Annotated in this window: 26 protein-coding genes and 2 tRNA genes; 11 read left to right on the top strand and 17 right to left on the bottom strand. The window is 72.3% G+C overall.

Annotated elements, in window-relative coordinates:
- Window positions 1–10 precede the first annotated feature (10 nt).
- A tRNA-Thr gene (locus ACZ7LT_RS18610) sits at window positions 11–83 on the bottom strand.
- Between the two features lie 277 nt (window positions 84–360).
- Between ACZ7LT_RS18610 and ACZ7LT_RS18605 the strand changes: the two genes are divergently transcribed.
- A complete protein-coding gene (locus ACZ7LT_RS18605; RefSeq protein WP_471237134.1) occupies window positions 361–1,602 on the top strand; it encodes an amidohydrolase family protein in 1,242 nt (413 codons plus the stop codon).
- Between the two features lie 49 nt (window positions 1,603–1,651).
- Window positions 1,652–2,308, top strand: coding sequence for an SDR family oxidoreductase (locus tag ACZ7LT_RS18600; RefSeq protein WP_471237133.1), 657 nt, complete (start codon window positions 1,652–1,654; stop codon window positions 2,306–2,308).
- Between the two features lie 79 nt (window positions 2,309–2,387).
- On the opposite strand, the gene ACZ7LT_RS18595 is transcribed toward ACZ7LT_RS18600, so the two are convergent.
- Window positions 2,388–2,469, bottom strand: a tRNA-Tyr gene (locus tag ACZ7LT_RS18595).
- 203 nt (window positions 2,470–2,672) lie between these two features.
- Between ACZ7LT_RS18595 and ACZ7LT_RS18590 the strand changes: the two genes are divergently transcribed.
- From ACZ7LT_RS18590 to ACZ7LT_RS18580, 3 genes are all read left to right on the top strand, one after another.
- The gene (locus tag ACZ7LT_RS18590) at window positions 2,673–3,161 is read left to right on the top strand and encodes a YajQ family cyclic di-GMP-binding protein (RefSeq protein WP_471237132.1); all 489 of its coding nucleotides are present in this window, start codon (window positions 2,673–2,675) and stop codon (window positions 3,159–3,161) included.
- A 182-nt stretch (window positions 3,162–3,343) separates the two neighbouring features.
- Window positions 3,344–3,841, top strand: coding sequence for a methylated-DNA--[protein]-cysteine S-methyltransferase (locus ACZ7LT_RS18585; protein ID WP_471237131.1), 498 nt, complete (start codon window positions 3,344–3,346; stop codon window positions 3,839–3,841).
- The gene (locus ACZ7LT_RS18580; protein ID WP_471237130.1) at window positions 3,838–4,473 is read left to right on the top strand and encodes an alpha-ketoglutarate-dependent dioxygenase AlkB family protein; all 636 of its coding nucleotides are present in this window, start codon (window positions 3,838–3,840) and stop codon (window positions 4,471–4,473) included. The genes ACZ7LT_RS18585 and ACZ7LT_RS18580 overlap by 4 nt, the downstream gene beginning before the upstream one ends.
- A gap of 25 nt (window positions 4,474–4,498) precedes the next feature.
- Here the strand turns inward: ACZ7LT_RS18580 and ACZ7LT_RS18575 are convergent, their stop codons facing one another.
- Window positions 4,499–4,768 carry a GlsB/YeaQ/YmgE family stress response membrane protein gene (locus ACZ7LT_RS18575; RefSeq protein WP_471237129.1) on the bottom strand — a complete coding sequence of 90 codons (270 nt, stop codon included), beginning with the start codon at window positions 4,766–4,768 and terminating at the stop codon, window positions 4,499–4,501.
- Between the two features lie 97 nt (window positions 4,769–4,865).
- On the opposite strand from ACZ7LT_RS18575, the gene ACZ7LT_RS18570 reads away from it, so the two are divergent.
- A complete protein-coding gene (locus ACZ7LT_RS18570; protein WP_471237128.1) occupies window positions 4,866–6,083 on the top strand; it encodes an APC family permease in 1,218 nt (405 codons plus the stop codon).
- Window positions 6,084–6,113: 30 nt separating this feature from the next.
- Here ACZ7LT_RS18570 and ACZ7LT_RS18565 read toward each other — a convergent pair whose 3' ends face one another.
- The 13 genes from ACZ7LT_RS18565 to ACZ7LT_RS18505 all read right to left on the bottom strand — a co-directional run bounded on the left by ACZ7LT_RS18565 (window position 6,114) and on the right by ACZ7LT_RS18505 (window position 17,720).
- Complete coding sequence (locus ACZ7LT_RS18565) at window positions 6,114–6,239, bottom strand: hypothetical protein (RefSeq protein WP_471237127.1); 126 nt, start codon at window positions 6,237–6,239, stop codon at window positions 6,114–6,116.
- 77 nt (window positions 6,240–6,316) lie between these two features.
- Window positions 6,317–6,709: a YccF domain-containing protein gene (locus tag ACZ7LT_RS18560; protein ID WP_471237126.1), complete on the bottom strand. Its 393-nt coding sequence runs from the start codon at window positions 6,707–6,709 to the stop codon at window positions 6,317–6,319.
- Complete coding sequence (htpX, locus tag ACZ7LT_RS18555) at window positions 6,706–7,566, bottom strand: zinc metalloprotease HtpX (RefSeq protein WP_471237125.1); 861 nt, start codon at window positions 7,564–7,566, stop codon at window positions 6,706–6,708. Before htpX ends, ACZ7LT_RS18560 begins: the two co-directional genes overlap by 4 nt.
- Window positions 7,567–7,741: 175 nt before the next feature.
- The gene (locus tag ACZ7LT_RS18550) at window positions 7,742–9,262 is read right to left on the bottom strand and encodes an NADH-quinone oxidoreductase subunit N (protein ID WP_471237124.1); all 1,521 of its coding nucleotides are present in this window, start codon (window positions 9,260–9,262) and stop codon (window positions 7,742–7,744) included.
- Complete coding sequence (locus ACZ7LT_RS18545) at window positions 9,259–10,812, bottom strand: complex I subunit 4 family protein (RefSeq protein ID WP_471237460.1); 1,554 nt, start codon at window positions 10,810–10,812, stop codon at window positions 9,259–9,261. The genes ACZ7LT_RS18550 and ACZ7LT_RS18545 overlap by 4 nt, the downstream gene beginning before the upstream one ends.
- Before the next feature lie 27 nt (window positions 10,813–10,839).
- On the bottom strand, window positions 10,840–12,822 hold the full coding sequence (locus ACZ7LT_RS18540; protein ID WP_471237123.1) for an NADH-quinone oxidoreductase subunit 5 family protein: 1,983 nt from the start codon (window positions 12,820–12,822) through the stop codon (window positions 10,840–10,842).
- The gene (nuoK, locus tag ACZ7LT_RS18535; RefSeq protein WP_471237122.1) at window positions 12,819–13,199 is read right to left on the bottom strand and encodes an NADH-quinone oxidoreductase subunit NuoK; all 381 of its coding nucleotides are present in this window, start codon (window positions 13,197–13,199) and stop codon (window positions 12,819–12,821) included. Before nuoK ends, ACZ7LT_RS18540 begins: the two co-directional genes overlap by 4 nt.
- On the bottom strand, window positions 13,199–13,774 hold the full coding sequence (locus tag ACZ7LT_RS18530; RefSeq protein WP_471237121.1) for an NADH-quinone oxidoreductase subunit J family protein: 576 nt from the start codon (window positions 13,772–13,774) through the stop codon (window positions 13,199–13,201). The genes nuoK and ACZ7LT_RS18530 overlap by 1 nt, the downstream gene beginning before the upstream one ends.
- Complete coding sequence (locus ACZ7LT_RS18525) at window positions 13,771–14,382, bottom strand: NuoI/complex I 23 kDa subunit family protein (RefSeq protein WP_471237120.1); 612 nt, start codon at window positions 14,380–14,382, stop codon at window positions 13,771–13,773. The genes ACZ7LT_RS18530 and ACZ7LT_RS18525 overlap by 4 nt, the downstream gene beginning before the upstream one ends.
- Window positions 14,383–14,384: 2 nt before the next feature.
- Window positions 14,385–15,350: a complex I subunit 1/NuoH family protein gene (locus ACZ7LT_RS18520; RefSeq protein WP_471237119.1), complete on the bottom strand. Its 966-nt coding sequence runs from the start codon at window positions 15,348–15,350 to the stop codon at window positions 14,385–14,387.
- Window positions 15,347–16,711 carry an NADH-quinone oxidoreductase subunit C gene (locus tag ACZ7LT_RS18515; RefSeq protein ID WP_471237118.1) on the bottom strand — a complete coding sequence of 455 codons (1,365 nt, stop codon included), beginning with the start codon at window positions 16,709–16,711 and terminating at the stop codon, window positions 15,347–15,349. The genes ACZ7LT_RS18520 and ACZ7LT_RS18515 overlap by 4 nt, the downstream gene beginning before the upstream one ends.
- Complete coding sequence (locus tag ACZ7LT_RS18510; protein WP_471237117.1) at window positions 16,708–17,310, bottom strand: NADH-quinone oxidoreductase subunit B; 603 nt, start codon at window positions 17,308–17,310, stop codon at window positions 16,708–16,710. The genes ACZ7LT_RS18515 and ACZ7LT_RS18510 overlap by 4 nt, the downstream gene beginning before the upstream one ends.
- Entirely contained in the window at window positions 17,301–17,720 is a 420-nt protein-coding gene (locus tag ACZ7LT_RS18505; protein WP_471237459.1) for an NADH-quinone oxidoreductase subunit A, read from the bottom strand. Before ACZ7LT_RS18505 ends, ACZ7LT_RS18510 begins: the two co-directional genes overlap by 10 nt.
- Before the next feature lie 238 nt (window positions 17,721–17,958).
- Here ACZ7LT_RS18505 and ACZ7LT_RS18500 point away from each other — a divergent pair, with 238 nt between their 5' ends.
- The 5 genes from ACZ7LT_RS18500 to ACZ7LT_RS18480 all read left to right on the top strand — a co-directional run bounded on the left by ACZ7LT_RS18500 (window position 17,959) and on the right by ACZ7LT_RS18480 (window position 24,718).
- Complete coding sequence (locus ACZ7LT_RS18500) at window positions 17,959–19,155, top strand: sensor histidine kinase (protein ID WP_471237116.1); 1,197 nt, start codon at window positions 17,959–17,961, stop codon at window positions 19,153–19,155.
- Window positions 19,156–19,314: 159 nt separating this feature from the next.
- A complete protein-coding gene (locus ACZ7LT_RS18495) occupies window positions 19,315–20,631 on the top strand; it encodes a sensor histidine kinase (protein ID WP_471237115.1) in 1,317 nt (438 codons plus the stop codon).
- A 147-nt stretch (window positions 20,632–20,778) separates the two neighbouring features.
- Window positions 20,779–21,438: a LuxR C-terminal-related transcriptional regulator gene (locus ACZ7LT_RS18490; protein ID WP_471237458.1), complete on the top strand. Its 660-nt coding sequence runs from the start codon at window positions 20,779–20,781 to the stop codon at window positions 21,436–21,438.
- Between the two features lie 288 nt (window positions 21,439–21,726).
- Window positions 21,727–23,673: a 2-oxoacid:acceptor oxidoreductase subunit alpha gene (locus ACZ7LT_RS18485; protein WP_471237114.1), complete on the top strand. Its 1,947-nt coding sequence runs from the start codon at window positions 21,727–21,729 to the stop codon at window positions 23,671–23,673.
- The gene (locus ACZ7LT_RS18480) at window positions 23,666–24,718 is read left to right on the top strand and encodes a 2-oxoacid:ferredoxin oxidoreductase subunit beta (protein WP_471237113.1); all 1,053 of its coding nucleotides are present in this window, start codon (window positions 23,666–23,668) and stop codon (window positions 24,716–24,718) included. Before ACZ7LT_RS18485 ends, ACZ7LT_RS18480 begins: the two co-directional genes overlap by 8 nt.
- A gap of 43 nt (window positions 24,719–24,761) precedes the next feature.
- On the opposite strand, the gene ACZ7LT_RS18475 is transcribed toward ACZ7LT_RS18480, so the two are convergent.
- Window positions 24,762–26,945, bottom strand: coding sequence for a bifunctional serine/threonine-protein kinase/ABC transporter substrate-binding protein (locus ACZ7LT_RS18475; RefSeq protein ID WP_471237112.1), 2,184 nt, complete (start codon window positions 26,943–26,945; stop codon window positions 24,762–24,764).
- Window positions 26,946–26,948: the final 3 nt, after the last annotated feature.

Genomic DNA, 26,948 nt, shown 5'->3' with positions numbered 1-26,948 from the left:
CCGACACCAGAGCCCCAATACGGAATCGAACCGTAGACCTTCTCCTTACCATGGAGACGCTCTACCGACTGAGCTATTGGGGCGAGCGATGAAGACATTACACGGTCGGATACCCATCGCCCAAATCCGTTTCGCGACCACTCTTCCGTCGCCCCTGGGAAGCCCGCCCCTGCCCGCCGCCCGCGGGTCGCCCGGCCGCCGCCCGGAGGTCATCCGACAGACGTCACGTACGCCCCGTACGCCACTCGTGGCCTCACCGGTACGACTATTGCGCTCCTCCTCGATGCCCGGTCGGGGCGCCCCTAGGCTCGAACCACGCTCGTGATCTTGCACAGAACGCCCGAGCCCCACAGGAGCGCGATGTCCGCCGACAGTCAGCAGCCGCAGCCCCCGGACGACCGTGCCGCCACGACCGCGGACACCACCTCGCTGCTGCTCTGCGGCGCCCGCCTGACCGACGGGCGGACCGTCGACGTACGGCTCGCCGCGGGACGGATCGAGGCCGTCGGCACCGCGGGCAGCCTCACGGCCGTCGGCGCCCGGGTGGACCTCGCCGGATATCTGCTGCTGCCGGCCCCCGCGGAGCCGCACGCCCACGCCGACACCGCGCTCAGCGCCGACTTCCCAGGACCCGTCTCGTACGCCACCGAGGAGGTCCAGCGGCGGGCCACCGAGGCCGCGCTGTTCCAGCTCGGTCATGGCGCGACCGCCCTGCGGGCGCAGGTGCGGATCGACGACGTGCAGGAGGTCGGCCCTCTGGAGGCGGTCCTGCAGGCCCGGCGCTCGCTGCGCGGGCTGGTCGACCTGACGGCGGTCGCCATGCCCCGGCTGCTGACCGGGATGGCCGGGGCGGACGGGCTGGCCATGCTGCGCGACGCGGTCAAGATGGGGGCGGGCGTGGTGGGCGGCTGCCCTGACCTGGATCCCGACCCGGCCGGGTACACGGAGGCGGTCCTGGAGATCGCCGCCGAGCACGGCTGCCCGGTCGATCTGCACACGGACGGTGACGATCCGGCGCGGCTGGCCCGGCTCGCGGCGATGGCGGGCGGCCTGCGGCCCGGCGTGACGATCGGCCCGTGCGCCGGTCTCGCCCGGCTGCCCTCGGACGTCGCAGCCCGGGCGGCGGACCAGCTGGCGGCGGCCGGCGTGACCGTGGTATGCCTCCCCCAGGGCGGCTGCGGGGGTACGGAGCTGCGGGGCACCGCGCCCGTACGGCTGCTGCGCGCGGCCGGTGTGCGGGTGGCGGCGGGCAGCGGGGCGCTGCGGGACGTGTCGAACCCGGTGGGCCGCGGGGACCCCCTGGAGGCCGCGTATCTGCTCGCCTCGCAGAGCGGGATGTCGACGGCGGAGGCGTACGGGGCGGTGAGCGCGGCCTCACGGGCGGCCATGGGGCTCGCGGAGGTCCGGGTGGAGGCGGGCTTTCCCGCCGAGCTCCTCGCGGTGCGCGGCGAGCGGCTCTCGGGCGTCCTCTCGCTCGCCTACAGCCGGATCGTGGTGCACCGGGGCCGCGTGGTGGCCAGGACCAGCGCGGTGCGGGAGTACTGCGACTCGGCGGCGGCGCTGGACCTGCCGCGCCAGAGCCGCCCGGAGACAGGCCCCTGAACGGCCGCTTCCTGCGCGGTTTTCGCCGTGGCGACGTACGGTCGTGAGCATGCGCATTGTCATCGCTGGAGGACATGGTCAGATCGCGCTGCGCCTTGAGCGGCTGCTCTCGGCGAGCGGACACGAGGTCGCGGGCCTGATCCGCGAACCGGCCCAGGCCGACGACCTGCGGCAGGCGGGCGCCCAGCCGATCGTCATGGATCTGGAGTCGGCCTCGATCGAGGACGTGACAGGCGCCCTGGCGGGCGCGGACGCGGCGGTCTTCGCGGCGGGCGCGGGCCCGGGCAGCGGCACCGAACGCAAGGACACGGTGGACCGGGCCGCCGCACAGCTCTTCACCGAAGCGGCGGAACGGGCGGGCGCCCGGCGCCTGATCATGGTCTCGTCGATGGGCGCCGACGCGAACCGCGAGGGCGACGAGGTCTTCGACGCCTATCTGCGCGCCAAGGGCGCCGCCGACGAGTACGTACGGGCCAAGCTGGGCCTGGACTGGACGGTGTTGCGGCCCGGCATCCTCACCGACGACGCGGGCACGGGGCTGGTCCGGCTGGGGGCCTCCACGGGCCGTGGGCCGATCCCCCGGGACGACGTGGCGGCGGTGATCGCCGAACTCCTGGAGACCCCCGCGACGGCCGGGCTGACCCTAGAGGTGGTCGGCGGGTCGATCCCGGTCGCGGTGGCGGTCAAGGACGTGGCGGGCAACTGACCGAGTCGTATCGCACCGCGAGGAACGAGAAAACCCCCGCTCACTGCGTTTCCGCAGATGGACGGGGGTCTCACTCGCGTGGCGGCGCCAGGATTCGAACCTGGGTAGGCTAAGCCGACGGATTTACAGTCCGCTCCCATTGGCCACTCGGGCACACCGCCATGGGATCGCTGCCGGGAGGTCCGCTTGTGGGCGGTGCTCCGTGGCAACGACGTAAACGATACCCGATGCCCGGGGGTGCTTCGCCACCGGATTGATCAGCGCCCGGGGCGGGTGTGGGTGGCTAGGCTTTGCGGTGGTGGTGCGGGCAGCCCGTCGCGCCGCCACGCAACCTCTACGCACCCGATACAAGGAGCCACAGGACATGGCCGACTCCAGTTTCGACATCGTCTCGAAGGTCGAGCGGCAGGAGGTCGACAACGCCCTCAACCAGGCGGCGAAGGAGATCTCGCAGCGCTACGACTTCAAGAACGTCGGGGCTTCGATCTCCTGGTCCGGCGAGAAGATCCTGATGGAGGCGAACTCCGAGGAGCGGGTCAAGGCCATCCTCGACGTCTTCGAGACCAAGCTGGTCAAGCGCGGGATCTCGCTGAAGGCGCTGGACGCCGGCGAGCCGCAGCTGTCGGGCAAGGAGTACAAGATCTTCGCCACGATCGAGGAGGGCATCTCCCAGGAGAACGCCAAGAAGGTCGCGAAGATCATCCGTGACGAGGGCCCGAAGGGCGTCAAGGCGCAGGTGCAGGGCGACGAGCTGCGGGTCAGCTCCAAGAGCCGGGACGACCTGCAGACCGTCCAGCAGCTGCTGAAGGGCAAGGACCTGGACTTCGCGATCCAGTTCGTGAACTACCGCTGACCCCCGCCGGCTCCGGCGGGACCTCGGGCGTCTTCGGGGGCGGACGCGGCTTGGCCGCTCCGCCCCCGCCCTGTGCCCGCGCCCGCGAACCCGCAGGGATGCGGTGTCCGAATTCCGCCAGCTTCGGTGGGCGGCGCGGTCGCACACTGGGATCTGAGCGAGGACGCGGGAAGGAGCGGATCATGACGGTGTACACGGTCGTCGACGGGCCTCTGGGCGAGATGCTGCTGGTCGGCGAGGTGACCGAGGACGGCGGGACCGCCCTGGTCTCGCTGTCGCTGCCCAGGCAGAAGGGCGCCGCCGTCGTCCAGGACGGCTGGCTGCGCGCCCCGCGGGCCTTCGAGGAGATCGCCGCCCAGCTGGGCGACTACTTCGCCGGGCGGCGGACACGCTTCGACATCGCGTACGCCGGCGGCGGCAGCGACTTCCAGCGGCGGGTCTGGCAGGCGCTGGAGGAGATCCCCTACGGAGCCACCGTCTCGTACGGCGAGATCGCCCGGCGCGTCGGGTCCTCCGGGGCGGGGGTGCGGGCCGTGGGGACCGCGATCGGGCGCAATCCACTGCTGGTCGTGCGGCCCTGCCACCGGGTGATCGGGGCCGACGGGAGCCTTCGGGGGTACGCGGCCGGGCTGGAGCGCAAGGAGCGGCTGCTCGGCCTTGAAGGCGCGCTCGCGCCGTGACCGAGGGGCTGTTCCCGGTCGAGCGGGCGCGGACGGAGGTCGCTCCCGGCGCCGTGCACGTGCCCGGCTGGCTGTCCGCCGAGCGGCAGCGAGAGCTGGTCGCGGCCTGCCGGGAGTGGGGGCGCGGTCCCGTGCCGTTCCAGCACACCGTGCTGCCGGGCGGGGGCGTGATGTCCGTACAGACCCTCTGCCTGGGCTGGCGGTGGGAGCCGTACCGCTATGTGCCGGGCGCGGCCCTACTTCCCGCGTGGCTCGCGGAGTTGGGGCGGGAGGCGCTGGTCGCGGCCTACGGGGAGCACAGCGGTTACGCGCCGGACACCGCGCTGGTGAACTTCTACGAAGCCGGTGCCGGCGCGAAGATGGGCATGCACCGGGACCGGGAGGAGCGCTCCGGCGCCCCGGTGGTTTCGCTGAGCCTCGGCGACACCTGCGTGTTCCGGTTCGGGAACACCGAGACCCGTGGACGGCCGTACACCGATGTGGAGTTGGTCTCCGGCGATCTGTTCGTCTTCGGCGGGCCTTCGCGGTTCGCGTACCACGGGGTCCCGAAGGTGTACGGCGGGACGGCCGACCCGGCCCTGGGGCTGGCCGGGCGGCTGAACATCACCCTGCGCGAGACCGGGCTCTCCTGACGCCCTGGCGGGCGGCCGGCGGGAGTCAGCGGGAGCGGGAGTGGCCGAACAGGATCCGGTACGCGATCAGGAGCACGAGCGCGCCGCCGACGGCGGATATCCAGGTGGCGCCGTCGTAGAACTGGGCGTTGATCGGGCGGTCGAGGAAGCGGGCGGAGATCCAGCCGCCGACGAACGCGCCGGCGACGCCGACGAGGGTCGTGCCGATCAGGCCGCCCGGGTCACGGCCCGGGAGCAGGACCTTGGCGATGACGCCCGCGAGCAGCCCGAGAACGATCCAGCCGATGATGCTCATGCCGTGAACCTGCCTTTCCGTGGCCTTGCGTGCGGTGCTGCCCTGGAGGACGCACGCGGTCGGGTGCGTGGTTGCGGTGGTCAGTAGGGTGCGGTCCATGACACAGGAGCTGCGCCGGTCGCTGGGCGTGTTCGACGCGGTCGTCGTGGGCCTCGGGTCGATGGTGGGCGCCGGGATCTTCGTGGCGCTGGGGCCGGCGGCGCAGGAGGCCGGGTCCGGGCTGCTGCTCGGCCTGGCGCTGGCCGCCGTGGTGGCGTACTGCAACGCCATGGCGTCGGCCCGGCTGGCCACGCGCCATCCGAAGTCGGGCGGTACGTATGTGTACGGTCGCGAACAGCTCTCTCCTTTCTGGGGGTATCTGGCCGGCTGGAGCTTCGTCGTCGGCAAGACCGCGTCGTGCGCGGCGATGGCGCTGACCGTCGGGGCGTACGTGTGGCCGGGACAGGCGCACGCGGTGGCCGTCGCCGCGGTGGTGGCACTGACCGCCGTGAACTACCGGGGGGTTCAGAAGTCGGCGCTGCTGACCCGGGCGATCGTGGCGGCCGTGCTGGCCGTTCTGGCGGCGGTGGTCGTCTCCTCCCTGTCGTCGGGGCGCGCCGACGCCGGACGGCTGGCGCTCGGCGGGGACGTGTCGGTGGGCGGGGTGCTCGGGGCGGCGGGGCTGCTGTTCTTCGCCTTCGCCGGATACGCGCGCATCGCGACCCTGGGCGAGGAGGTGCGGGACCCCGCCCGGACCATTCCGCGCGCGATTCCACTGGCGCTCGGGATCGCGCTGGTCGTCTACGCGGCTGTGGCTGTCTGTGTCCTCTCGGTCCTGGGCCCGCAGGCGCTGGGGGGGTCGGTGGCGCCGCTCGCCGATACGGCGCGGGCGGCGGGGGCGCACTGGCTCGTGCCGGTGGTGCGGGTGGGCGCGGCGGTGGCCGCGCTCGGCTCGCTGCTTGCGCTGATCCTCGGGGTGTCCCGTACGACGCTGGCGATGGCCCGGGACGGCCATCTGCCGACCGCCCTGGCCGCCGTGCACCCCCGCTTCCGCGTACCGCACCGGGCGGAGCTGGCGGTGGGGCTGGTCGTCGCGGTGGTGGCGGCGACGGCGGACGTGCGCGGGGCGATCGGTTTCTCGTCGTTCGGCGTGCTCGTGTACTACGCGATCGCGAATGCCTCGGCCTGGACGCTGGGTGGCCGGGGCCGGGTGTCGGCGGCGGTCGGTCTGGTGGGGTGCGGGGTGCTGGCGTGCGCACTGCCGTGGGAGTCGGTGGCGGCGGGCGGGGGCGTCGTGGCCGTGGGCGCGGCGCTGTTCGCCCTACGACGGCGCTGAGGCCGGGGCCGCCGCCGCCTCACCGCGGGGTCATATCCGGGCGAGGGCCGCGTAGTCGGGCCAGGGCAGGGCCGACTCGACGTCGTCGTCGGGTCCGTACTCCAGGCACGGCTCGTCGTCGGCGAGCCGGTCAAGCAACTGCTCGATCTCGGTCATGCGTTCATGGTGGACCACGGCACTGACAATCGGCCGTGGACGACCTGCGGGGCGCGGCCGCCGAAGGCCGCGTCGGCCTAGCGTGCCGCGAACGGCTGGTCGGTGGGCACGATCTCCTTGCCCAGCGGCAGCAGCGAGACGGGGATCAGCTTGAAGTTCGCGATGCCCAGCGGGATGCCGATGATGGTGACGCACAGGGCGATGCCGGTGAAGACATGGCCGAGCGCCAGCCACCAGCCCGCCAGGATCAGCCAGAGCACGTTGCCGAGGCAGGAGGGCGCGCCCGCGTCGCGGCGGTCGACGACGGTGTAGCCGAAGGGCCACAGGGCGTAGAGGCCGATCCGGAAGGCGGCGACGCCGAACGGGATGCCGATGAGCGTGATGCACAGCAGCAGGCCGGCGACGATGTAGCCGAGGAACATCCAGAAGCCGCACAGCACGAGCCAGATGACGTTGAGGATGGTTTTCACGGGCGGCCTGCCATCTGCTCGAGTCGGGAGATGCGCTCCGCCATCGGCGGATGCGTGGAGAACATTCTGGAGAGGCCCTGCCCCGGCCGGAAGGGGTTCGCGATCATCATGTGGCTCGCGGTCTCGAGCTTGGGCTCGGGCGGGAGCGGCAGCTGCTTCGTCCCGGCCTCCAGCTTGCGCAGGGCGCTGGCCAGGGCCAGTGGGTCGCCGGTGAGCTGGGCGCCGGACGCGTCGGCCTCGTACTCCCGCGAGCGGCTGATCGCGAGCTGGATGACGGAGGCCGCGATCGGGCCCAGGATCATGATGAGGAGCATGCCCAGCAGGCCGGGGCCCTCGTCGTCGTCGGAGCGGCCGATCGGGATGAGCCAGGCGAAGTTCACCAGGAAGAGGATGACGGAGGCGAGGGCGCCGGCGACCGAGGAGATCAGGATGTCGCGGTTGTAGACATGGCTGAGCTCATGGCCGATGACCCCGCGCAGCTCACGCTCGTCGAGGATGCGCAGGATCCCCTCCGTGCAGCAGACGGCGGCGTTGCGGGGGTTGCGGCCGGTGGCGAAGGCGTTCGGCGCCTGGGTCGGTGAGATGTAGAGCCGGGGCATCGGCTGGCGGGCCTGGGTCGACAGCTCCCGGACCATCTTGTAGAGGCCGGGGGCCTCGAATTCGCTGACCGGGCGGGCGCGCATGGCTCGCAGCGCCAGCTTGTCGCTGTTCCAGTAGGCGTACGCGTTGGTTCCCAGCGCCACGACGAGCGCGACGATCAGGCCCGTACGGCCGAAGAAGCTGCCGATGAGGATGATGAGTGCGGACAGTCCGCCGAGGAGTACGGCGGTCCTCAGCCCGTTGTGCCGGCGGTGCACGGTACGCCCTCCAAGTGGTGCGGCAGGGGGACCCTTTGCCTGGTGCTGGTCCAGCCTTCAGTGGACCCTCCCGTACTGGTCAACGCCAGGCGAGAGGTGCGGGTTCCCTTGCACGCGCCGGAGGCGGCGTGAGCCGTACGGGTGAATCAGTGTTGGGCGGGGAGACGGTTCGTCGTCAGAACAGCGTCTTCGCCGCGAAGCGGAGGACCAGCTGGGGGTAGCCCGACAGCACGACGCCCGCGACGGCGGTCAGCACGATCGCCAGGGTGAGCGGCGCGGGGGCCCGGTGGCGGCGGGGCTCGGCGCCCTCGGCAGGGACAGTGACCGGTGCCGGGGCGCGGAAGAGGATCGCGGTCCACTGCAGGTAGTAGTAGAGCGCGATCACGACGTTCACGCCCATGACGACGGCGAGCCAGCCGAGGCTCGCGTCCACCGCCGCCGAGAAGACCGTGACCTTGGCGAAGAGGCCGATGATGCCGGGCGGCAGTCCGGCCAGGTTGAGCAGGAAGAAGCCCATGGTCAGCGCGGTCAGGGGCCGGGTGGCGTACAGGCCCCGGTAGTCGGAGACGCGGTTCTGGGGGTGCGTACGGGCGACCAGGGCGGCGACGGCGAAGGCGCCCAGGTTCACGACGGCGTACATCAGGGCGTACGCGACGGTGGAGCCGATCTGGTCGTCGCCGGAGTACGCGGCGGCGGCGATCGGCACCAGGAGGTAGCCGGCCTGGGCCACGGAGGACCAGGCCAGCAGGCGGACCGCGCTCCACGCGCGCGTGGAGACCTGGCGCAGGGCGGCCACGTTGCCGACGGTCATGGTGAGCGCGGCGAGCACGGTCAGGGCCGGGCCCCACACGTCGGCGTAGAGGGGGAAGGCGATGACGGTCACGAGGATGAGGCCGGAGAAGCCGACCGCCTTGCCGACGACGGAGAGGTACGCGGCGACCGGCAGCGGTGCGCCGACGTAGGTGTCCGGGACCCAGAAGTGGAAGGGCGCGGCCGCGGTCTTGAAGGCGAAACCGACGAGGGTCAGCGCCACGCCCACCTGGGCCAGGGTCTCCAGCTGGGCGGGGACGTCGTCCAGGCGCTGGGCGATCTCGGTGAGGTGGAGCGTGCCGGTGGCCGCGTAGACGAAGCTGACGCCGAGCAGCATCACGGCGGTCGCGGTGACCGAGGAGAGGAAGAACTTCAGGGCCGACTCGCTCGACATCCGGTCGCCGCGCTTGAGGCCGACCAGCGCGAAGGCGGGCAGCGAGGCGACTTCGAGGGCGACGACCAGGGTCGCGAGGTCCCGGGAGGCGGGCAGCAGCGCGGCGCCCGCGGCCGAGGACAGCAGCAGGAACCAGAACTCGCCGGCGGGCAGCTTGTCCCGGGTGTCGGAGAGGGAGAGGAGCGCGGTCAGCAGCGCGCCGCCGAGGACCAGGAACTGGATGACGACGGCGAAGTGGTCGGCGGTGTAGCTGCAGACGTCGGGGGCGGTGGTGAGGCAGAAGGTGGAGCGGTCGCCCGTGCGCAGCGGCGCCAGCAGCAGGATCGAGGCGGTGAGACCGGCGATCGACGCCCAGCCGAGGAGCTGCTTGCGGCTGTCCGGCAGGAAGAGGTCGGCGACCAGGACGATCAGGCCGACCACCGCGGCGAGGGTGGGCGGCGCGATCGCGAGCCAGTCGACGGACTGGACGAGGCCCGCGGCAATGGGGGTCACGACTTTCCTCCCGCGAGGAGCTTCTGCACGGCCGGGTCGGTGAGGCCGAGGAGGACCGCGGGCCACAGTCCGGCGAGGACGGTGAGGGCGACCAGCGGCGTCCAGGCGGCGAACTCGTAGCCCTGGACGTCGGCGAGCCGCGGCTGGTCGGCGGTGGGCCGGGGGCCCATGCAGACCCGGCGTACGACGACGAGCAGATACGCGGCGGTGAGCAGGGTGCCGAGGGCGGCGATCGCCGTGAAGGTGACGAAGGCGGGGCGGCTGAGGCCCGGGGCGGGGTCGAAGGCGCCGAACATCGCGAGCATCTCGCCCCAGAACCCGGCGAGGCCAGGCAGTCCGAGGGAGGCGACGGCCCCGAAGACGAGCAGGCCGCCGAAGCGGGGGGCGCGGCCGTAGAGCGCGGCGCCGCCGCTGCCGGCGAGCGCGTCGATGTCGGTGGTGCCGTACCGGTCCTTCAATGCGCCGACCAGGAAGAAGAGCAGGCCGGTGATGAGGCCGTGGGCGATGTTGGCGAAGAGCGCGCCGTTGACGCCGGTCGGGGTCATCGAGGCGATGCCGAGGAGGACGAAGCCCATGTGGCCGACGGAGGAGTACGCGATCAGCCGCTTGAGGTCGCCCTTGGCGCCGGGGCGGGCCAGCGCGAGGCAGGCGAGCGATCCGTAGATGATGCCGGCGACCGCGAAGGCGGCGAGGTACGGCGCGAAGACGTGCATGCCGTCGGGGGTGATCGGCAGGGCGATCCGGACGAATCCGTACGTACCCATCTTCAGCAGGACGCCGGCGAGGAGGACGGAGCCGACGGTCGGGGCGGCGGTGTGGGCGTCCGGGAGCCAGCTGTGCAACGGCCACATCGGAGTCTTCACCGCGAGGCCGATCCCGATCGCGAGAACGGCGATGACCTGCACGGATGTGGTGATGTCACGGCCGTTGTCAGTGGCGAGTGCCACCATGTCGAACGTGCCTGCTTTTAGTCCGATCAGGAGCAGGCCGAGCAGCATGACGACGGAACCGAGCACCGTGTAGAGGATGAACTTCCAGGCGGCGGCCTGCCGCTGGTCACCGCCCCAGCGGGCGATGAGGAAGTACATCGGGATGAGCACCATCTCGAAGGCCAGGAAGAACAGCACCAGATCGAGGACGGCGAAGGTCGCCAGCGTGCCGGACTCGAGGACGAGCAGCAGGGCGACGAAGGCCTTGGGGGAAGGCCCGCTCGGCATCTTGAAGTAGCTGTAGAGCGCGCAGAGGAAGGTCAGCAGCGCGGTCAGGACCAGAAGGGGGAGGGAAATGCCGTCGACACCGAGGTGGAGCCGCACGTCGAGTGCGGGGATCCATTTGATGTCCGTGGTGGCCTGCATCGTCGACGGTTGGTCGTGGTCGAAGCCGAGGGTGAGGACGATCGCGGCGGCGAGCATGACGCCGGTGACGGTCACGCCGTGGCGCAGCACGGCCTGGTCGGGGGACTTCCCCTTCAGCCCGGGCGGGGCGGGCAGGAGGGCGGCCGCGGCGCCGATGAGCGGGCCGGCGACGAGGAACGCCAGAAGGAACTGCATCACGGATTCGCTGATATCGATCACGGCTCACGCTCCGGCGGCTACGAGTACGGCGGCGATCGCCAGGACGACGGAGCCGGCGAGCAGGGCGCTGAGGTAGGTCTGCACGTTGCCGGTCTGGGCGGCGCGGACGGCCCGTCCCAGCCAGTTGGTGCCGGTGCCGGCGCCGTTGACGTAGGTGTCGACGACTTCGCGGTCGAGGAAGCGGACCAGTGAGGCCGCGGCCAGGACGGGGCGTACGAACAGCGCGGTGTAGACGGCGTCGAGATGGAAGCCGTCGGCGGCGTGGCGGTGGAGGGGGCCGAGCAGCGGGCGGCCCGGGTCCGTGGGGCCGGCCGCGGGGTGCGGCAGCTGGAGCGCCTCCGCCTCGACCAGGGCCGGTTCGGCGTCCGGGTGGGCGACGGTCTCCGGGGCCGCGGGGCCGGCCGGGAGGCGGGCGGCCTTGACGGAGAGGGAGCGCCAGACGGCGTAGGTGACCAGTCCGCCGACGAGGGCGATGCCGGTGCCCAGGACCGCGGTGACGGCGGTCGGGGTGAGGGCGTGGCCGTCGAACCAGTCGTCGAGGCGGACGACGGCCAGGCCGAAGGCGAGGGAGGGGATGGCGAGCACCCACAGGACGGTGTTCATGGCGAGCGGCTGGCGGCCGTGGTCGGGGGCCGCGGGTCCCCGGCCGCGGAAGGCGAGCAGCCACAGGCGTGTCGCGTAGGCGGCGGTGAGGAGGGCGGTGAGCAGACCGGCGACCAGGACGGTCCAGCCGGCGCCGGCGGGGGCGACGGTGCGGTCGCCGAGGGCGGTGTGCTCGGCGGCGACGAGGACGGCTTCCTTGGAGAAGAAGCCGGCGAACGGCGGGATCGCGGCGAGGGCGAGCAGGGCGACGGTCATCGTCCAGTACGCGTCGGGGATCCGCCGGGTGAGGCCGCTCATCCGGGACATGGCGGTCAGGGAGTTGGTGCCGGCGGCGTGGATGATCACGCCGGCGGCGAGGAAGAGGAGCGCCTTGAACGCTCCGTGGGACAGGAGGTGGAAGACGGCGGCGCCAGGGTCGCCGACGGCCAGGGCACCGGCCATGTAGCCGAGCTGACCGATGGTCGAGTAGGCGAGGACGCGCTTGATGTCGTCCTGGGCGAGGGCGGCGAGCGCAGAGCCGACCATCGTCACGGCGGCCATCACGGCGAGCACGGTCAGGGCCGCGGTGGAGGCGGCGAAGAGGGGCAGCAGCCGGGCCACGAAGTAGATACCGGCGGCGACCATCGTCGCGGCGTGGATCAGCGCCGAGACGGGGGTGGGGCCGGCCATCGCGTCCGGGAGCCAGGTGTGCAGCGGGAACTGCGCGGACTTGCCCGCCACGCCGGCGAGGAGGAGCAGCGCGATCAGCGTGGGGTGGTCCAGGCCGTCCCTGCCGACGGCGCCGAGGATGCCGGAGATCCGGAAGGTGCCGGTGTCGGCGGCGAGCGCGAACAGACCGATCAGGAAGGGGACGTCGCCGAGCTTGGTGACCAGGAAGGCCTTGAGGGAGGCGGCGCGTGCTTCAGGCGTCTCCCAGTAGTGGCCGACGAGGAAGTACGAGCAGATGCCCATGATCTCCCAGCCGACCAGCAGCACCATCAGGTCGCCGGAGTAGACGACGAGCAGCATCGCGGAGGTGAAGAGGGAGACCAGCGCGGCGTATGAGGGGTAGCGCGGGTCGTCGCGGAGGTAGCCGGTCGAGTAGATCTGCACGCAGGAGGCGACGACGGCGACGAGGACGGCGACGAGGGCGGCGAAGCCGTCGATGTGCAGGGCCAGGTCGATGGGGACCGAGCCGGTCGGGGTGAGCCGGGTGGCCGCGGCGATGGTCTCGTCGCCGCCTTGGCGGGCGGCGACGAGGACGGCGAGCACGGCCGCGGCCAGGGTCGGCAGGACGGCCAGGGGGCGGACGAAACCGGGGGCGCGGCGGCCGAGCAGCAGGCCGGCGGCGGCACCCAGGAAGGGAAGGAGGGGGACGAGGACGGCGAGGGTCGTGGTGGTCACGCGGTGGCCTCGGCCTTCTCCCCGGCCGCCGTGTCGGGGCCGGCCGGCTCGGTGGGGTCGTCCGCGCCGGGGACCTCGGTCGTGTCGCGGAGTTTGTCGATGTCCGAGGTGCCGCGGTTGCGGTAGACCATCAGGACGATCGCCAGGCCGATGCCGATCTCGGCGGCGGCGATGGCGATGGTGAAGAGGGTCAGCGCCTGGCCGGTGTGGAGGGTGTCCCGGAGCCAGACGTCGAACGCGACCAGGTTGAGGTTGACGGCGTTGAGCATCAGCTCGACGGACATCAGGACCAGGATCGCGTTGCGGCGGGCGAGGACTCCGTAGAGGCCGACGCAGAAGAGCAGGGCGGCGAGGACCGCGGGATAGGCGAGGTGCATCAGCGCTTCCCCTCCTGGGCCGGGCCGGACTCCGGGCGGTCCTTGCGGGAGAGCACGATCGCGCCGACCAGCGCGGCCAGCAGGAGGACGGAGAGCGCCTCGAACGGCAGCACCCAGTGCCGGAAGAGGATCTCGCCGGACACCTTGGTGGCGCCCTGGGCCGGGCCGTCCAGGTCGATCCAGGTCGTACGGAAGGCGTCGACGACCACCCACACCAGGGCGGCCGCGGCGGCCAGGGCGACCGCGAGGGCGGCTACGCGGTTTCCGGAGTCGGCGTCCGGGGAGCGGCCGATGGGGGCCTTGGTGAGCATGAGACCGAAGAGGAGGAGGACCACGACGGAACCGACGTAGATCAGCACCTGCACCCAGGCGATGAACTCGGCCGTGAGGAGGAGGTATTCGACGGCGAGGCCGCCGAGCGCCACCACCAGCCAGAGGGCGGCGTGCACCAGCTGCTTGGTGGTGACGGTCACCGCGGCCGCGGCCAGGGTGACGAGACCGACGAGGAGAAACGCGATCTCGACGCCGGTCGGGGAGAGGAAGCCTTGGGCTTCGGCTGCGAGGACGGGGTTCACGACTCCCCTCCCGGCGGGGCCTCTTCGGTGGACTGCTGGGCCGGCCCGGTGGGCGCCTGCTCGGCCTCCGCCTCGGCCTCGGCCTGGGCGGCGGCGAGCTTCTCGGCCGTCTTGCGGGCCGCGGCGAGCTCCTTCGGCTCCTCGGCCCCCGGGTCGAGCGCGGGCGGGGCGGGGACGGTCCACATCCACTCGCGGAGCTTGTCGCGCTCATGGGTGAGCTCGTGGATGTCGGTCTCGGCGTACTCGAACTCCGGCGACCAGAACAGCGCGTCGAAAGGACACACCTCGATGCAGATACCGCAGTACATGCAGAGCGAGAAGTCGATGGCGAAGCGGTCGAGGACGTTGCGGCTGCGCTCGCGGCCACCGGGGGTGGCGGCCGGGACCGTCTCCTTGTGGGAGTCGATGTAGATGCACCAGTCGGGGCATTCACGGGCGCAGAGCATGCAGACCGTGCAGTTCTCCTCGAACAGGCCGATCACACCGCGGGTGCGGGGCGGGAGTTCGGGCTGGACGTCGGGGTACTGCGCGGTGTGGCTCTTCTTCGTCATCGTGCGCAGGGTGACGGCCAGGCCCTTGGCCAGGCCGCTGCCGGGAATGGGGGACATGGCTACATCACCACCTTGACGACGCCGGTGAGGGCGATCTGGGCGAGGGCGAGGGGGACGAGGGTCGTCCAGGCGAGCTTCTGCAGCTGGTCCTCGCGCAGCCGCGGGTAGCTCACCCGCAGCCAGATCACGACGAAGGCGAGCACGGCGGTCTTGAGCAGGGTCCAGACCCAGCCCAGGCCCTCCCCGCCGAACGGGCCGTGCCAGCCGCCGAGGAAGAGGACGGTGGTCAGACCGCACAGGACGACGATGCCCGCGTACTCGGCGAGCAGGAAGAGGGCGAAGCGCAGGCCGGTGTACTCGGTGTACGCGCCGAAGATGATCTCGGAGTCGGCGACCGGCATGTCGAACGGCGGGCGCTGGAGTTCGGCGAGGCCGGCCACGAAGAAGACCAGGGCGCCCACGATCTGCCAGGGCAGCCACCACCACTCGAAGGCGTTGAGGATGCCGGGGAGCGAGACCGTGCCGGCGGCCATGGCGACGGAGGCGGCGGCGAGCAGCATCGGCAGCTCGTACGCGAGGAGCTGAGCGGCGGTCCGCAGACCGCCGAGGAGGGAGAACTTGTTGGCCGAGGCCCAGCCCGCCATGAGCGAGCCGAGCACGCCGACGCCCATGACGGCGAGCGCGAAGAAGACACCGGCGTCGATGACCTGACCGACCGCGCTCTCGCTCGGGCCGATCGGGATCACGATCAGTACGAGGAGGTACGGGAGCAGGGCGACGGCGGGGGCGAGCTGGAAGACGCGGCGGTCGGCGTTGGCCGGGACCACGTCCTCCTTCTGCGCGAACTTCACGCCGTCCGCGACGAGCTGGGCCCAGCCGTGGAAGCCACCCGCGTACATGGGGCCGAGGCGGCCCTGCATATGGGCCATGACCTTGTGCTCGGTCTGGCCGATCACCAGGGGCAGGACGAGGAACACGGCGAAGATGACGATCAGCCGAAGGGCGACGTCGAGTGCGTCGTTCACGCGAGATCGCCTCCGGTGGTGTTGTCGGATCCGGTCGTGCCGTCGGGGTCGGTGTCGGGGGTGGGCTCGGGCGCGGGGCGACGCTCGGCGGTGGGCTCGGGCTCGGGGGCACGCTCGGCGGTGGGCTCGGGCTCGGGGGCACGCTCGGCGGTGGGCTCAGGCTTGGGCCGGTCGGCCGGTTCGGGCTCGGGCTGGGGCTGGGCAGCCCGCTCGGGAGCAGGCTTCGCCTCGACCTTGTCGGTCGGCTCGGGCGCGGGCTTCCCCTCGGCCTCGTCGGCCGGGGTGCCCGAGGGCTCCTCCGGTGGCTTGGCCGGCGCCTCGTCCGGCTGAGGGGCCTGCGGCCGGTCCGTCGCCGGGGTGGCCTCGTCGAACGCCGGGCGCGCGTGGTGCCAGGGCGCGTCGCTGCTCCGGGGGGCCTTCGGCGGGGCCGCGGGCGTAGCGGGCTCCGGGGCCGTTTCGGCGGTCTGGCTCGCCGAGCCCTGGGAGGCGGTGCGCATCCGGCGCGGCGGGCGGGGCGGGGTCTCGGCCTGTGGGGCGTCCGCGCCGGTGGCGGCCGCGGGTGTCCCGGCCGTCTGGCTCGCCGAGCCCTCGCCGGCCGTGCGGGTGCGGCGGGCCGGACGCTCACCGGGTGCCGCGCCGGTGGCGGCCGCGGGTGTCCCGGCCGTCTGGCTCGCCGAGCCCTCGCCGGCCGTGCGGGTGCGGCGGGCCGGACGCTCGCCGGGGGCCGCGCCGGCGCCGGCGCCGGACGCGCGGGCGGCGCGGGCCGGACGGGCCGGGGCAGGCGGCAGCTGGCCCTTGAGGGGGCCCCAGTCGTTCGGGTCGGGGACGCCGGGCGGCAGCATCTGGCGGCGCTTGGGGCCGCCGTCGTGGGACTCGCCGGGTTCCTTGGCACCCGGCCAGGCCTTGGCGACCCGGGCCGCGAGGACGAAGTCCTTGCGCAGCGGATGGCCCTCGAAGCCCTCCGGCAGCAGCAGGGGCTCCAGGTGGGGGTGGCCGGTGAAGGTGACGCCGAACATCTCGTACGTCTCGCGCTCGTGCCAGCCGGCGCCCGCGTAGAGGTCCACGGCGCTCGGCAGGGCGGGGGCGGCGTGCGGGACGGTCGTACGGACGAGGAGGCGGCGGACGCGGCCGCCTTCGAGGGCGACGACATGGGCGCAGACCCGGAAGCCGGTGCCCGGTTCGTCGACGGCGCTCAGCCAGTCGAAGTAGGTGCAGCCGAGCTTGTCGCGGGCGGTCTCCAGGGCGGCGATCCAGGAGCCGACGGGCACGTCGACGGTGAGCAGGTCGTAGGCCCGCTCGGCCGTCGCCTCCGCGCCGAAGATCTCGGTGACGGCCTCGGGCAGGGTGTCGTACGCGTTCACCGCGCACCCCCCGTCCCAGGGGTAGGCTGCTCCGTCGGCGGGGTGACCAGGCCGCTGGTCAGCTGCGCCACCGACGGGCCGTTCGCGTACCGCTCGCCGAGCGACTCGCGGGCGATCTTCTCCTGGAGCTTGAGGATGCCCTGGAGCAGCGCCTCGGGCCGGGGCGGGCAGCCGGGGACGTAGACGTCGACGGGGATGATCTGGTCGACGCCCTTGGTGACGGAGTACGAGTCCCAGTAGGGGCCGCCGCAGTTCGAGCAGGCGCCGAAGGAGATCACGTACTTGGGCTCGGGCATCTGCTCGTACAGACGCTTGACCGCCGGGGCCATCTTGTCCGTCACCGTGCCGGAGACGATCATCAGGTCGGCCTGACGCGGCCCGGGCGCGAACGGGATCACGCCCAGCCGGATGAAGTCGTGTCGGGCCATCGACGCGGCGATGAACTCGATGGCGCAGCAGGCGAGGCCGAAGTTGAAGACCCACAGGCTGTAGCGGCGGCCCCAGTTCAGGACCACCTTCATCGGCTCGGGGGCCAGCCGGGACAGCACACCCAGCCGCTGGGGCTCGGGCAGGTCCACGGGGGCCGGAGTCACGTCCATGTCAGGACGCCCTTCTTGTACGCGTAGAGCAGTCCCACGGCCAGGAAGCCGAGGAAGATGAACATCTCGACCAGCGTCGTGGCGCCGTATCCGGCCGCGGCGAAGACGGTCGCCCAGGGGAAGAGGAAGATCGAGTCGACGGCGAAGATCACATACAGAAACGCGTAGACGTAGTAGCGGACCTGGGTGTGGGCCCAGCCCTCGCCGACGGGGTCGACGCCGCATTCGTACGTGAGGAGTTTCTCCGGGGTCGGGACGACGGGCCGCAGCAGGCGCCCGGCGCCGAAGGCCACGGCGACGAAGAGCACGCCGAGGACGGCGAGCAGTCCGACGACGGAATAGCCCTCGAAATAGTCAGCGGCGATCACCGCCGCGGAAACGTCCCCTGAGGGAACGTCCCCCGCGGGAATGCCCCCTGAGGGAATGCCCGCCGCGGGAATGTCCGCTGCGAGTGCGGTCGGTTCGGTCGTTTCCCGCACGTCCGTTCCTCGCTCCCTGGGCCCGTTCGCCGATATGTACGGACGGGAGTCTAGGGCCTGTTAAAGGGCCCGTAAGCAGCCCGTCCACGGAGCGGGTGGGGTTATCCCCACTTCGCCCCACCCATGAACCCCATGGTGTCCCGATCTTCGGCCCGGCAGGCTTGACGCCATGACCGAGACCACCGACACCGTGGGCCGGGTCGGCGACGACCGCTCCCGGCCGCTTCCGCCCGTGCGCACCGCCTTCGGGCGGCACACCTGGAAGGAAGCGGCGTACCTCCTGTCCAACCTGCCGGTCGTCCTGCTCGGTTTCGTCTATGTGGTCGTCATGGTCGCCACGGGCGTGGCCCTGGCCGTGACGGTGATCGGTCTGCCCCTGCTCGCCGTCGGCCTGACCGGGGCCCGCGGCCTCGGCCGCGCCGAGCGGAGCCGGGCCCGGCTGCTGCTCGGCGTGGAGGTCGAGGAGCCGAGCCCGCTGCCGCCGCCCGCCGGGGGCGGGTTCTTCCCGTGGCTGTGGACCCGGCTGAAGGACCCGGTCGGCTGGCGGACCGTGCTGTTCGCGTTCGTCCGGCTGCCGTGGGGCGTACTGACCTTCGCGCTCACGCTGGTGTGTCTCATCCTGCTCCCCCTGCTGCCCATTGTCGTGCGGGGCCTGGCGAGCGCGGACCGGGCGATGGTGCGCGGCCTGCTGTCGCCCTCCGACGAGCTGGAGCGGCGGATCGCGGAGCTGGAGTCGGACCGGGGCGTGGTCGTCGACACGGCCGCCGCGGACCTGCGGCGCATCGAGCGCGACCTGCACGACGGCGCGCAGGCCCGGCTCGTCGCCCTCGCCATGGGGCTCGGCCTCGCCAAGGAGAAGCTCCTGGAGGACCCGGAGGCGGCCGCGGCCATGGTGGACGAGGCCCACGGCGAGGTGAAGCTGGCGCTCCAGGAGCTGCGGGACCTGGCCCGTGGCATCCATCCGGCGGTCCTGACCGACCGCGGCCTGGACGCGGCGCTCTCGTCCGTCGCCTCGCGCTGCACGGTCCCGGTGCGGGTGACCGTCGACCTGGCCGAGCGGCCGGCCGAGGCGATCGAGGGCATCGCCTACTTCACCGTCTCCGAGCTGCTCCAGAACGTCTCCAAGCACTCCCGGGCGCGCAGCGCCTCGGTGGAGGTGTGGCGGACGAAGGACCGGCTGCTGCTCCAGGTCAGCGACGACGGGCGGGGCGGGGCGCGGCTCGACGGCGGTACGGGCATGGCGGGGCTCGCCGAGCGGCTGGGCGCGGTCGACGGGCTGTTCGTCCTGGAGTCGCCGGAGGGCGGCCCGACGACGGTCACGGCCGAGCTCCCCTGGCGGCCCCGGCACCCGGCACGGGACCGGTAGCCCTGCCCGTACCCCCGCCCGGTAGGGAAAACCCCCGGGCCAAGAGGGATACGGCCCTCATGGCCGCCGGACGGCCGCCTCGACGAACCTTGTACCGAGCACGGAACCGAGCACACCCCGCTCACCCCACTCACCCCCGGCAGAACGGAAGACACGACGATGGCCACGGCTTACGGACCGGCACCGGACACCCGGCTCTCACGCGTGCCCGCGGCGCTGCGCGCGCCGATCGAGGGCCGCACCTGGCGTGAGTTCGCGTACGTCCTGACGGGGCTGCCGCTCTCCGTGGCCTTCTTCTGCCTCGCCGTCTCCTTCACCGCCCTCGGCCTCGGTCTGGTCGTCACCTTCCTGGGCATCCCGCTGCTGGCCGCCACGCTCGCGATGTGCCGGGGCTTCGGCGCCGTGGAGCGGGCCCGCGCGCGCGGGCTGCTCGGTGTGGACGTCGCCGCCCCGGCCCCCGTGGTCAACCGCCACGGCGGCACCATGTCCTGGGTCGGCGGCGTCCTCAAGAGCGGGGCGTCGTGGCGGCATCTGCTCTACGCGGTGCTGCACATGCCGTGGGCGACCTTCACCTTCTCGGTCACGGTGGCCTTCTACACGTACGGCTGGGGGCTCTTCACGTACCCGCTGTGGCGCTGGGTCTTCCCGGCGTACGCGGACGTGGAGGGGATCCAGCTGTACGGCGACGGCACCCGCAACTTCATCCTCGACTCGCCCTTCGAGCAGGCGGTGACCAGCCTGGTCGGACTGGTCGTCGTGGTGGTGGCGCCGTGGCTGGTGCGCGGCATGGTCCAGATCGACCGGCTGATGGTGTCGGGGCTCCTCGGGCCGTCCCGGCTGGCCAGCCGGGTCTCGGAGCTGGAGTCGGACCGGGGTGTCGTGGTCGACACCGCCGCCGCGGACCTGCGGCGCATCGAGCGCGACCTGCACGACGGCGCGCAGGCCCGGCTGGTCGCCCTCGCCATGGATCTGGGGCTGGCCAAGGAGAAGCTGACCGAGGACCCCGAGGCCGCGGCGCGGATGGTGGAGGAGGCGCACGGCGAGGTCAAGACGGCCCTTCAGGAGCTGCGCGACCTGGCCCGGGGCATCCATCCGGCGGTTCTGACCGACCGTGGCCTGGACGCGGCGCTCTCCTCGGTGGCCTCCCGCTGCACGGTCCCGGTCGCGGTCGAGGTGGATCTGCCCTCCCGCCCGGCCCCGGCGATCGAGGGGATCGCCTACTTCACCGTCTCCGAGCTGCTCCAGAACGTCTCCAAGCACTCCGGGGCCCGCCGGGCCTGGGTGGAGGTGTGGCGGACGGAGGACCGGCTGCTGCTCCAGGTCAGGGACGACGGCCGGGGCGGCGCCGACCTGACGGGCGGCAGCGGTCTGGCGGGGCTCGCGGAGCGGCTGGGCGCGGTCGACGGGATTCTCGCGGTGGACTCCCCGGCGGGCGGCCCGACGACGGTCACGGCGGAGCTCCCCTGGCGCGGCTGACCGCCCACGCCTCCCCCATGCCCGGGGCCCGAGCGTGTCCGGATCTGTTCGGCGGCGGGGCCGCGGGACGATCGCCGGGCTGGGATGCTGGAAGGAAAGCAGTCCAGTACACCGGAGCATGGGGGACGGAACGTCGTGGAAAACAGGGTGCGGGTGGTCATCGCCGAGGACTCGGTACTGCTCCGGGAGGGCCTGACCCGCCTTCTGACCGACCGTGGTCATGATGTGGTCGCGGGCGTCGGGGACGGAGATGCCCTGGTCAAGACCGTGAGTGAGCTGGCCGACCAGGGCGAGCTGCCGGATGTGGTGGTCGCGGACGTACGGATGCCGCCGACGCACACGGACGAGGGCGTCCGGGCCGCGGTGCGGCTGCGCCAGGACCATCCGGGGCTGGGGGTGCTGGTCCTGTCGCAGTACGTGGAGGAGCGTTACGCCACCGAGTTGCTGGCCGGATCCAGCCGCGGGGTGGGCTATCTGCTGAAGGACCGGGTCGCCGAGGTCCGGGAGTTCGTGGACGCGGTGGTGCGGGTGGCCACCGGCGGTACGGCCCTGGACCCGGAGGTGGTCGCGCAGCTGCTGGGCCGCAGCCGTAAGCAGGACGTCCTGGAGAGGCTGACCCCCCGGGAGCGGGAGGTCCTCGGTCTGATGGCCGAGGGGCGGACGAACTCCGCGATCGCCCGCCAGCTGGTGGTGAGCGACGGCGCCGTCGAGAAGCACGTCAGCAACATCTTCCTGAAGCTGGGGCTCTCCCCCAGCGACGGGGACCACCGCCGTGTGCTTGCCGTATTGACCTATCTCAACTCATAGTCAACCGCCGCCGAAAACCTGACACTCTGTCAGATGGCGGCGTGTCGCGAGGAGTTTCGCAGCGCGTCACGAGGGAGTGGATGTAGGACAGAAGGACCAGCGGGGAGTGTCTGACGATCAGCATCCGGGGGGCTAACAGAACATGGCAAACCAGGGCATCACAGCGTCTCAAAAGTGCGTCCAGCATCTGAGCGGCCCAGGGAAGGCGACCCTTACCGACGTAGGGTTGACCTTGGAGCGACCGGTGAGCCGGCCGCAGCCCAGCCGCCTCGAAGGAGGTCCAGTTCAGTGACCAGCCAGGTCAGTAGCCCAGCCGAGCACGCAGACGAGGCTGACGGGGCCGGCGAGGCCCTGGTGGGGGGGCCGCGCAGACCCGCCGGCGACAAGGAAGTACGCCATCTGGACCGGGTGATCATCCGCTTCGCGGGTGACTCCGGTGACGGTATGCAGCTGACAGGTGACCGTTTCACGTCGGAGACGGCGTCCTTCGGGAACGACCTGTCGACGCTGCCGAACTTCCCCGCCGAGATCCGGGCCCCCGCAGGCACCCTGCCGGGTGTCTCCTCGTTCCAGCTGCACTTCGCCGACCACGACATCCTCACCCCGGGCGACGCGCCGAACGTCCTGGTCGCCATGAACCCGGCGGCCCTCAAGGCGAACATCGGCGACGTACCCCCCGGCGGCGAGATCATCGTCAATACGGATGAATTCGCCAAGCGGGCCATGGCCAAGGTCGGGTACGACACGTCCCCCCTGGAGGACGGCTCGCTGGACGGCTACCGCGTCCATCCCGTGCCGCTGACCACACTGACGATCGAGGCGCTCAAGGAGTTCGGCCTCTCCCGCAAGGAGGCCGAGCGGAGCAAGAACATGTTCGCGCTGGGTCTGCTGTCGTGGATGTACCACCGGCCGACCGAGGGCACCGAGCGGTTCCTGCGGCAGAAGTTCGCGAAGAAGCCGCAGATCGCCGAGGCGAACGTGGCCGCCTTCCGCGCGGGCTGGAACTTCGGCGAGACCACCGAGGACTTCGCGGTCTCCTACGAGGTCGCCCCCGCCACCGCCGCCTTCCCCACCGGCACGTACCGCAACATCTCCGGGAACCTCGCCCTGTCCTACGGGCTGATCTCCGCGTCCCGCCAGGCGGACCTGCCGCTCTACCTGGGCTCGTACCCGATCACCCCCGCCTCGGACATCCTGCACGAGCTGTCCAAGCACAAGAACTTCGGCGTGCGGACCTTCCAGGCCGAGGACGAGATCGCCGGCATCGGGGCGGCCCTCGGCGCCGCCTTCGGCGGCTCCCTCGCCGTCACCACCACCTCCGGCCCCGGTGTCGCGCTGAAGTCCGAGACCATCGGCCTGGCCGTCTCCCTGGAGCTGCCGCTGCTCGTCGTGGACATCCAGCGCGGCGGCCCCTCGACCGGACTGCCGACCAAGACCGAGCAGGCCGACCTGCTCCAGGCGATGTACGGCCGCAACGGCGAGGCGCCCGTGCCGATCGTGGCGCCGAAGACCCCGGCGGACTGCTTCGACGCGGCCCTGGAGGCGGCCCGGATCGCCCTGACCTACCGCACCCCGGTGTTCCTGCTCTCGGACGGCTATCTCGCCAACGGCTCCGAGCCCTGGCGGATCCCCGACGTGGACAGCCTGCCCGACCTGCGGACGCAGTTCGCCACCGGGCCCAACCACACGCTGGCCGACGGCACCGAGGCATTCTGGCCCTACAAGCGCGACCCGCAGACCCTCGCCCGGCCGTGGGCCGTGCCCGGCACCCCCGGACTCGAACACCGCATCGGCGGGATCGAGAAGCAGGACGGCACCGGCAACATCTCCTACGACCCGGCCAACCACGACCTCATGGTCCGCACCCGCCAGGCCAAGGTCGACGGCATCGAGGTGCCCGACCTCGACGTCGACGACCCGGACGGCGCCGGCATGCTCGTCCTCGGCTGGGGATCGACGTACGGGCCCATCACCGCCGCCGTACGCCGGCTGCGCCGCGCGGGCATCCCCGTCGCCCAGGCCCATCTGCGCCACCTCAACCCGTTCCCGGCCAACCTCGGGGAGGTCCTCGGCCGCTACGACAAGGTCGTGGTGCCAGAGATGAACCTCGGCCAGCTCGCCACCCTGATCCGGGCGAAGTACCTCGTCGACGCGCACAGCTACAACCAGGTCAACGGCATGCCGTTCAAGGCCGAGCAGCTCGCCGCGGCTCTCAAGGAGGCCATCGATGACTGAGTCACTCCTCTCCCTGGTGCCCAAGGCCGAGGCGAAGCAGTCCATGAAGGACTTCAAGTCGGACCAGGAGGTGCGCTGGTGCCCGGGGTGCGGTGACTACGCCGTCCTCGCGGCCGTGCAGGGCTTCATGCCCGAGCTGGGCCTCGCCAAGGAGAACATCGTCTTCGTCTCCGGCATCGGCTGCTCCTCCCGCTTCCCGTACTACATGAACACCTACGGGATGCACTCCATTCACGGCCGCGCGCCGGCCATCGCCACGGGCCTGGCGTCCTCCCGCCGCGACCTGTCCATCTGGGTCGTCACCGGCGACGGCGACGCCCTGTCCATCGGCGGGAACCACCTCATCCACGCCCTGCGGCGCAACGTCAACCTCAAGATCCTGCTCTTCAACAACCGGATCTACGGGCTGACCAAGGGGCAGTACTCCCCCACCTCCGAGGTCGGGAAGATCACCAAGTCGACCCCGATGGGCTCGCTCGACGCGCCCTTCAACCCGGTCTCCCTGGCGCTCGGCGCCGAGGCGTCCTTCGTCGCCCGGACCGTCGACTCCGACCGCAAGCACCTCACCGAGGTCCTGCGGCAGGCCGCCGACCACCCCGGCACCGCCCTCGTCGAGATCTACCAGAACTGCAACATCTTCAACGACGGCGCCTTCGAGGTCCTCAAGGACAAGGAGCAGGCGCAGGATGCCGTGATCCGGCTGGAGCACGGGCAGCCGATCCGGTTCGGCGCCGACGGCGCCAAGGGAGTGGTCCGCGACCCCGCCACCGGCGATCTCCAGGTCGTCCCGGTCACCCCCGCCAACGAGGCGAGCGTGCTGGTCCACGACGCCCACAGCGCCAGCCCCACAACCGCCTTCGCGCTCTCCCGGCTCGCCGACCCCGACACGCTCCACCACACCCCCATCGGGGTGTTCCGCAGTGTCGTACGGCCCGTGTACGACACGCTCATGGCCGACCAGCTCGACACCGCCGTGGAACAGAACGGCAAGGGCGACCTCGCCGCCCTGCTCGCCGGCAACGACACCTGGACGGTCGTCGGCTAGCGGTCTTCCCGAGGGCTCGTCGGGCACGCCGCCCGGCGGGCCCTCACTTCTTCTCCGCCGCCGCCTTGTACTGCCCCAGGAACCGGGGCACGCCCCGCTGGATCCGGTGCATGAACAGCCCCGACTCGTGCTGGAACAGCATGCTGTTGGTGCCGCTGAAGGCGATCGTCTTCGCGAGACCCTGATACGTCATGGTGCGCAGCCTGCGGCGCAGCGCGCCCCGGTCGGCCACCAGTCCGTCGGCGGTCAGCAGCCGCATCCCCTCGGCCGCGTACAGCACGGCGTCGTACGCCTCCAGCGCGAAACGCTCGATCCCGGCCGTCGCCGGCAGCCGCCAGCGGGTGCGGTACGCGGCGGTGAACTGCCTGGCGGAGGGGAGCGCCGCCGGATCGGTGTAGGTCGTGCCGAAGAGCCACCCCTCGCCGGCCGCCCCCGCCACCGCCGTGAACTCCGGGCTCAGGGCGTACTCGGCGGCCCCGCACAGCCCCGTGAACCCCTGCGCCCGCAGGGCCTTGGCGCACAGGGCGGCCCGGCGTGGGGAGTCGCCCGCGTACACCACCGCGTCCGGGGAGGTGGCGAGCGCGGCGCGGACCGCCGGGGCGAAGTCGTCGGTGCCGGCGTCGACCGGGTGGGAGGTGACCGTGCCCTCGGACGGCGGCGCGGTCTTCATGGTCTTCGCGATCCGCCAGCTGTACGTGCCACCCGCCCTGTCCTCGACGATCGCGGTCCGCCGGGCCTTGCGCTTGGTCATGTAGTAGACGAGCGGGACGGTGAGCATGTCGTGGCCGGGGCGCAGCTCGAAGTAGGTGGGGCCGTCGGTCTGTCCGTCGATGTCGATCTGGTTGACGCCCGCCACGAGGTTCATCAGGACCAGCAGGTGTTTGTGGTACTCGGCGGCGGTGGCGGTGACCGTCTGGGCCGTGGCCGGTCCGAGGACCGCCAGGACCGCGCGGTCCTGGGCGAAGGCGCGGGCCGCCGCGAGGGCCCGTCCGGGGTCGCCGCCGTCGTCGCGGACCTTCAGCGCCAGGTCGAAGGGCCGGTCCTGGCGGGAGTTGAAGGTCTCGACCGCGAGCCGTGCGCCGCGTTCCTGCGCCGTGCCGTCCGCCCGGCGCGGTCCGCTCAGGTCGGTCTGGACGCCGATGGCGTACGTGGAGCGCGGGCCCCCTCCGCCGCCCGCGCCGGCACCGGCCGGCGGGCGGTTCACCAGCCAGGCGGTCACGCCTCCGGCGGCGACGACGGCGGCCGCAGAGCCCAGCACGAGCAGCCGCCGCCGTGAGGGCGGGCCGCCGCCCGTGCCGGGGTCGACGATGACGGTCTGCTCCAGGACCGGCAGGTCGAGCACGCGGGTGGAGCGGTGGGCGATCAGCGAGGAGACGGCGGGCGGCAGCCAGTCCCCGGCGGGCCCCTCGGGCCGGTCCGGGACGGCGCCGAGGGAGGCGCGCACCTCGTGGGCGGTGGGGCGGGCCGCCGGGTCCTTGGCGAGGCAGGCCCGGATCAGGCCGAGCAGCGGCCGCGGTACGCCGTCGAGGTCGGCCTCCTCGTGGACGGTGCGGTAGACGACCGCGGCGACCGTGCCCGTACCGAAGGGCCGTCGTCCCGTGGCCGCGTGGGCGAGGACGCAGCCGAGCGAGAAGACGTCGCTGGGCGGGCCGACCTCGCCCGCTCCGGCGGCGCGGGCCTGTTCCGGGGAGAGGTAGCCGGGCGAGCCGATCATCGCGTCGGTGGCGGTCAGGGCGGTCGCCCCGGCGGCCCGGGCGATCCCGAAGTCGATCAGGCGCGGGCCGTCGAGGGCGAGGAGGACGTTGCCGGGTTTGACGTCCCGGTGGACGAGTCCGGCCTCGTGCAGGGCGGCCAGTGCCTCGGCGAGCCGTACGCCCAGGGCGCGGACGGCCTCCTCGGGCAGCGCGCCGTACAGCCCGACCGCCTCGGCCAGCGAGGGCCCGGGGACGAACTCGGTGGCCAGCCAGGGCTCCCGGGCCTCCGGGTCGGCGCCGATGACCCGGACCACCCAGCGGCCACTGATCCGTTCGGCGATCCGCGCCTCGCGGCGGAAGCGGGCCCGGAAGCCGGGGTCGGCGGCGTGTTCGGCACGGATGAGCTTGAGCGCGACGAGGGCGCCGCCGCCGGAGCGGGCGAGGTAGACGACGCCCATGCCACCCGCGCCGAGCCGGCGAAGGAGCCGGAACCCGGCGATCACCGACGGGTCGGCCGTACGCAGGGGCTGCACGCG

The sequence above is a fragment of the Streptomyces sp. NPDC039465 genome, from assembly GCF_055639315.1.
Note: the sequence above shows the minus strand (reverse complement) of the source record. Positions and strands in the feature narration are given on the sequence as shown.

Coding starts and splice junctions, on each gene's coding strand:
- ACZ7LT_RS18605 (WP_471237134.1), top strand. CDS start 361: ATGTCCGCCGACAGTCAGCAGCCGCAGCCCCCGGACGACCGTGCCGCC.
- ACZ7LT_RS18600 (WP_471237133.1), top strand. CDS start 1,652: ATGCGCATTGTCATCGCTGGAGGACATGGTCAGATCGCGCTGCGCCTT.
- ACZ7LT_RS18590 (WP_471237132.1), top strand. CDS start 2,673: ATGGCCGACTCCAGTTTCGACATCGTCTCGAAGGTCGAGCGGCAGGAG.
- ACZ7LT_RS18585 (WP_471237131.1), top strand. CDS start 3,344: ATGACGGTGTACACGGTCGTCGACGGGCCTCTGGGCGAGATGCTGCTG.
- ACZ7LT_RS18575 (WP_471237129.1), bottom strand. CDS start 4,768: ATGAGCATCATCGGCTGGATCGTTCTCGGGCTGCTCGCGGGCGTCATC.
- ACZ7LT_RS18570 (WP_471237128.1), top strand. CDS start 4,866: ATGACACAGGAGCTGCGCCGGTCGCTGGGCGTGTTCGACGCGGTCGTC.
- ACZ7LT_RS18565 (WP_471237127.1), bottom strand. CDS start 6,239: ATGACCGAGATCGAGCAGTTGCTTGACCGGCTCGCCGACGACGAGCCG.
- ACZ7LT_RS18545 (WP_471237460.1), bottom strand. CDS start 10,812: ATGCAGTTCCTTCTGGCGTTCCTCGTCGCCGGCCCGCTCATCGGCGCC.
- nuoK (WP_471237122.1), bottom strand. CDS start 13,199: ATGCACCTCGCCTATCCCGCGGTCCTCGCCGCCCTGCTCTTCTGCGTC.
- ACZ7LT_RS18525 (WP_471237120.1), bottom strand. CDS start 14,382: ATGTCCCCCATTCCCGGCAGCGGCCTGGCCAAGGGCCTGGCCGTCACC.
- ACZ7LT_RS18510 (WP_471237117.1), bottom strand. CDS start 17,310: ATGGACGTGACTCCGGCCCCCGTGGACCTGCCCGAGCCCCAGCGGCTG.
- ACZ7LT_RS18500 (WP_471237116.1), top strand. CDS start 17,959: ATGACCGAGACCACCGACACCGTGGGCCGGGTCGGCGACGACCGCTCC.
- ACZ7LT_RS18495 (WP_471237115.1), top strand. CDS start 19,315: ATGGCCACGGCTTACGGACCGGCACCGGACACCCGGCTCTCACGCGTG.
- ACZ7LT_RS18480 (WP_471237113.1), top strand. CDS start 23,666: ATGACTGAGTCACTCCTCTCCCTGGTGCCCAAGGCCGAGGCGAAGCAG.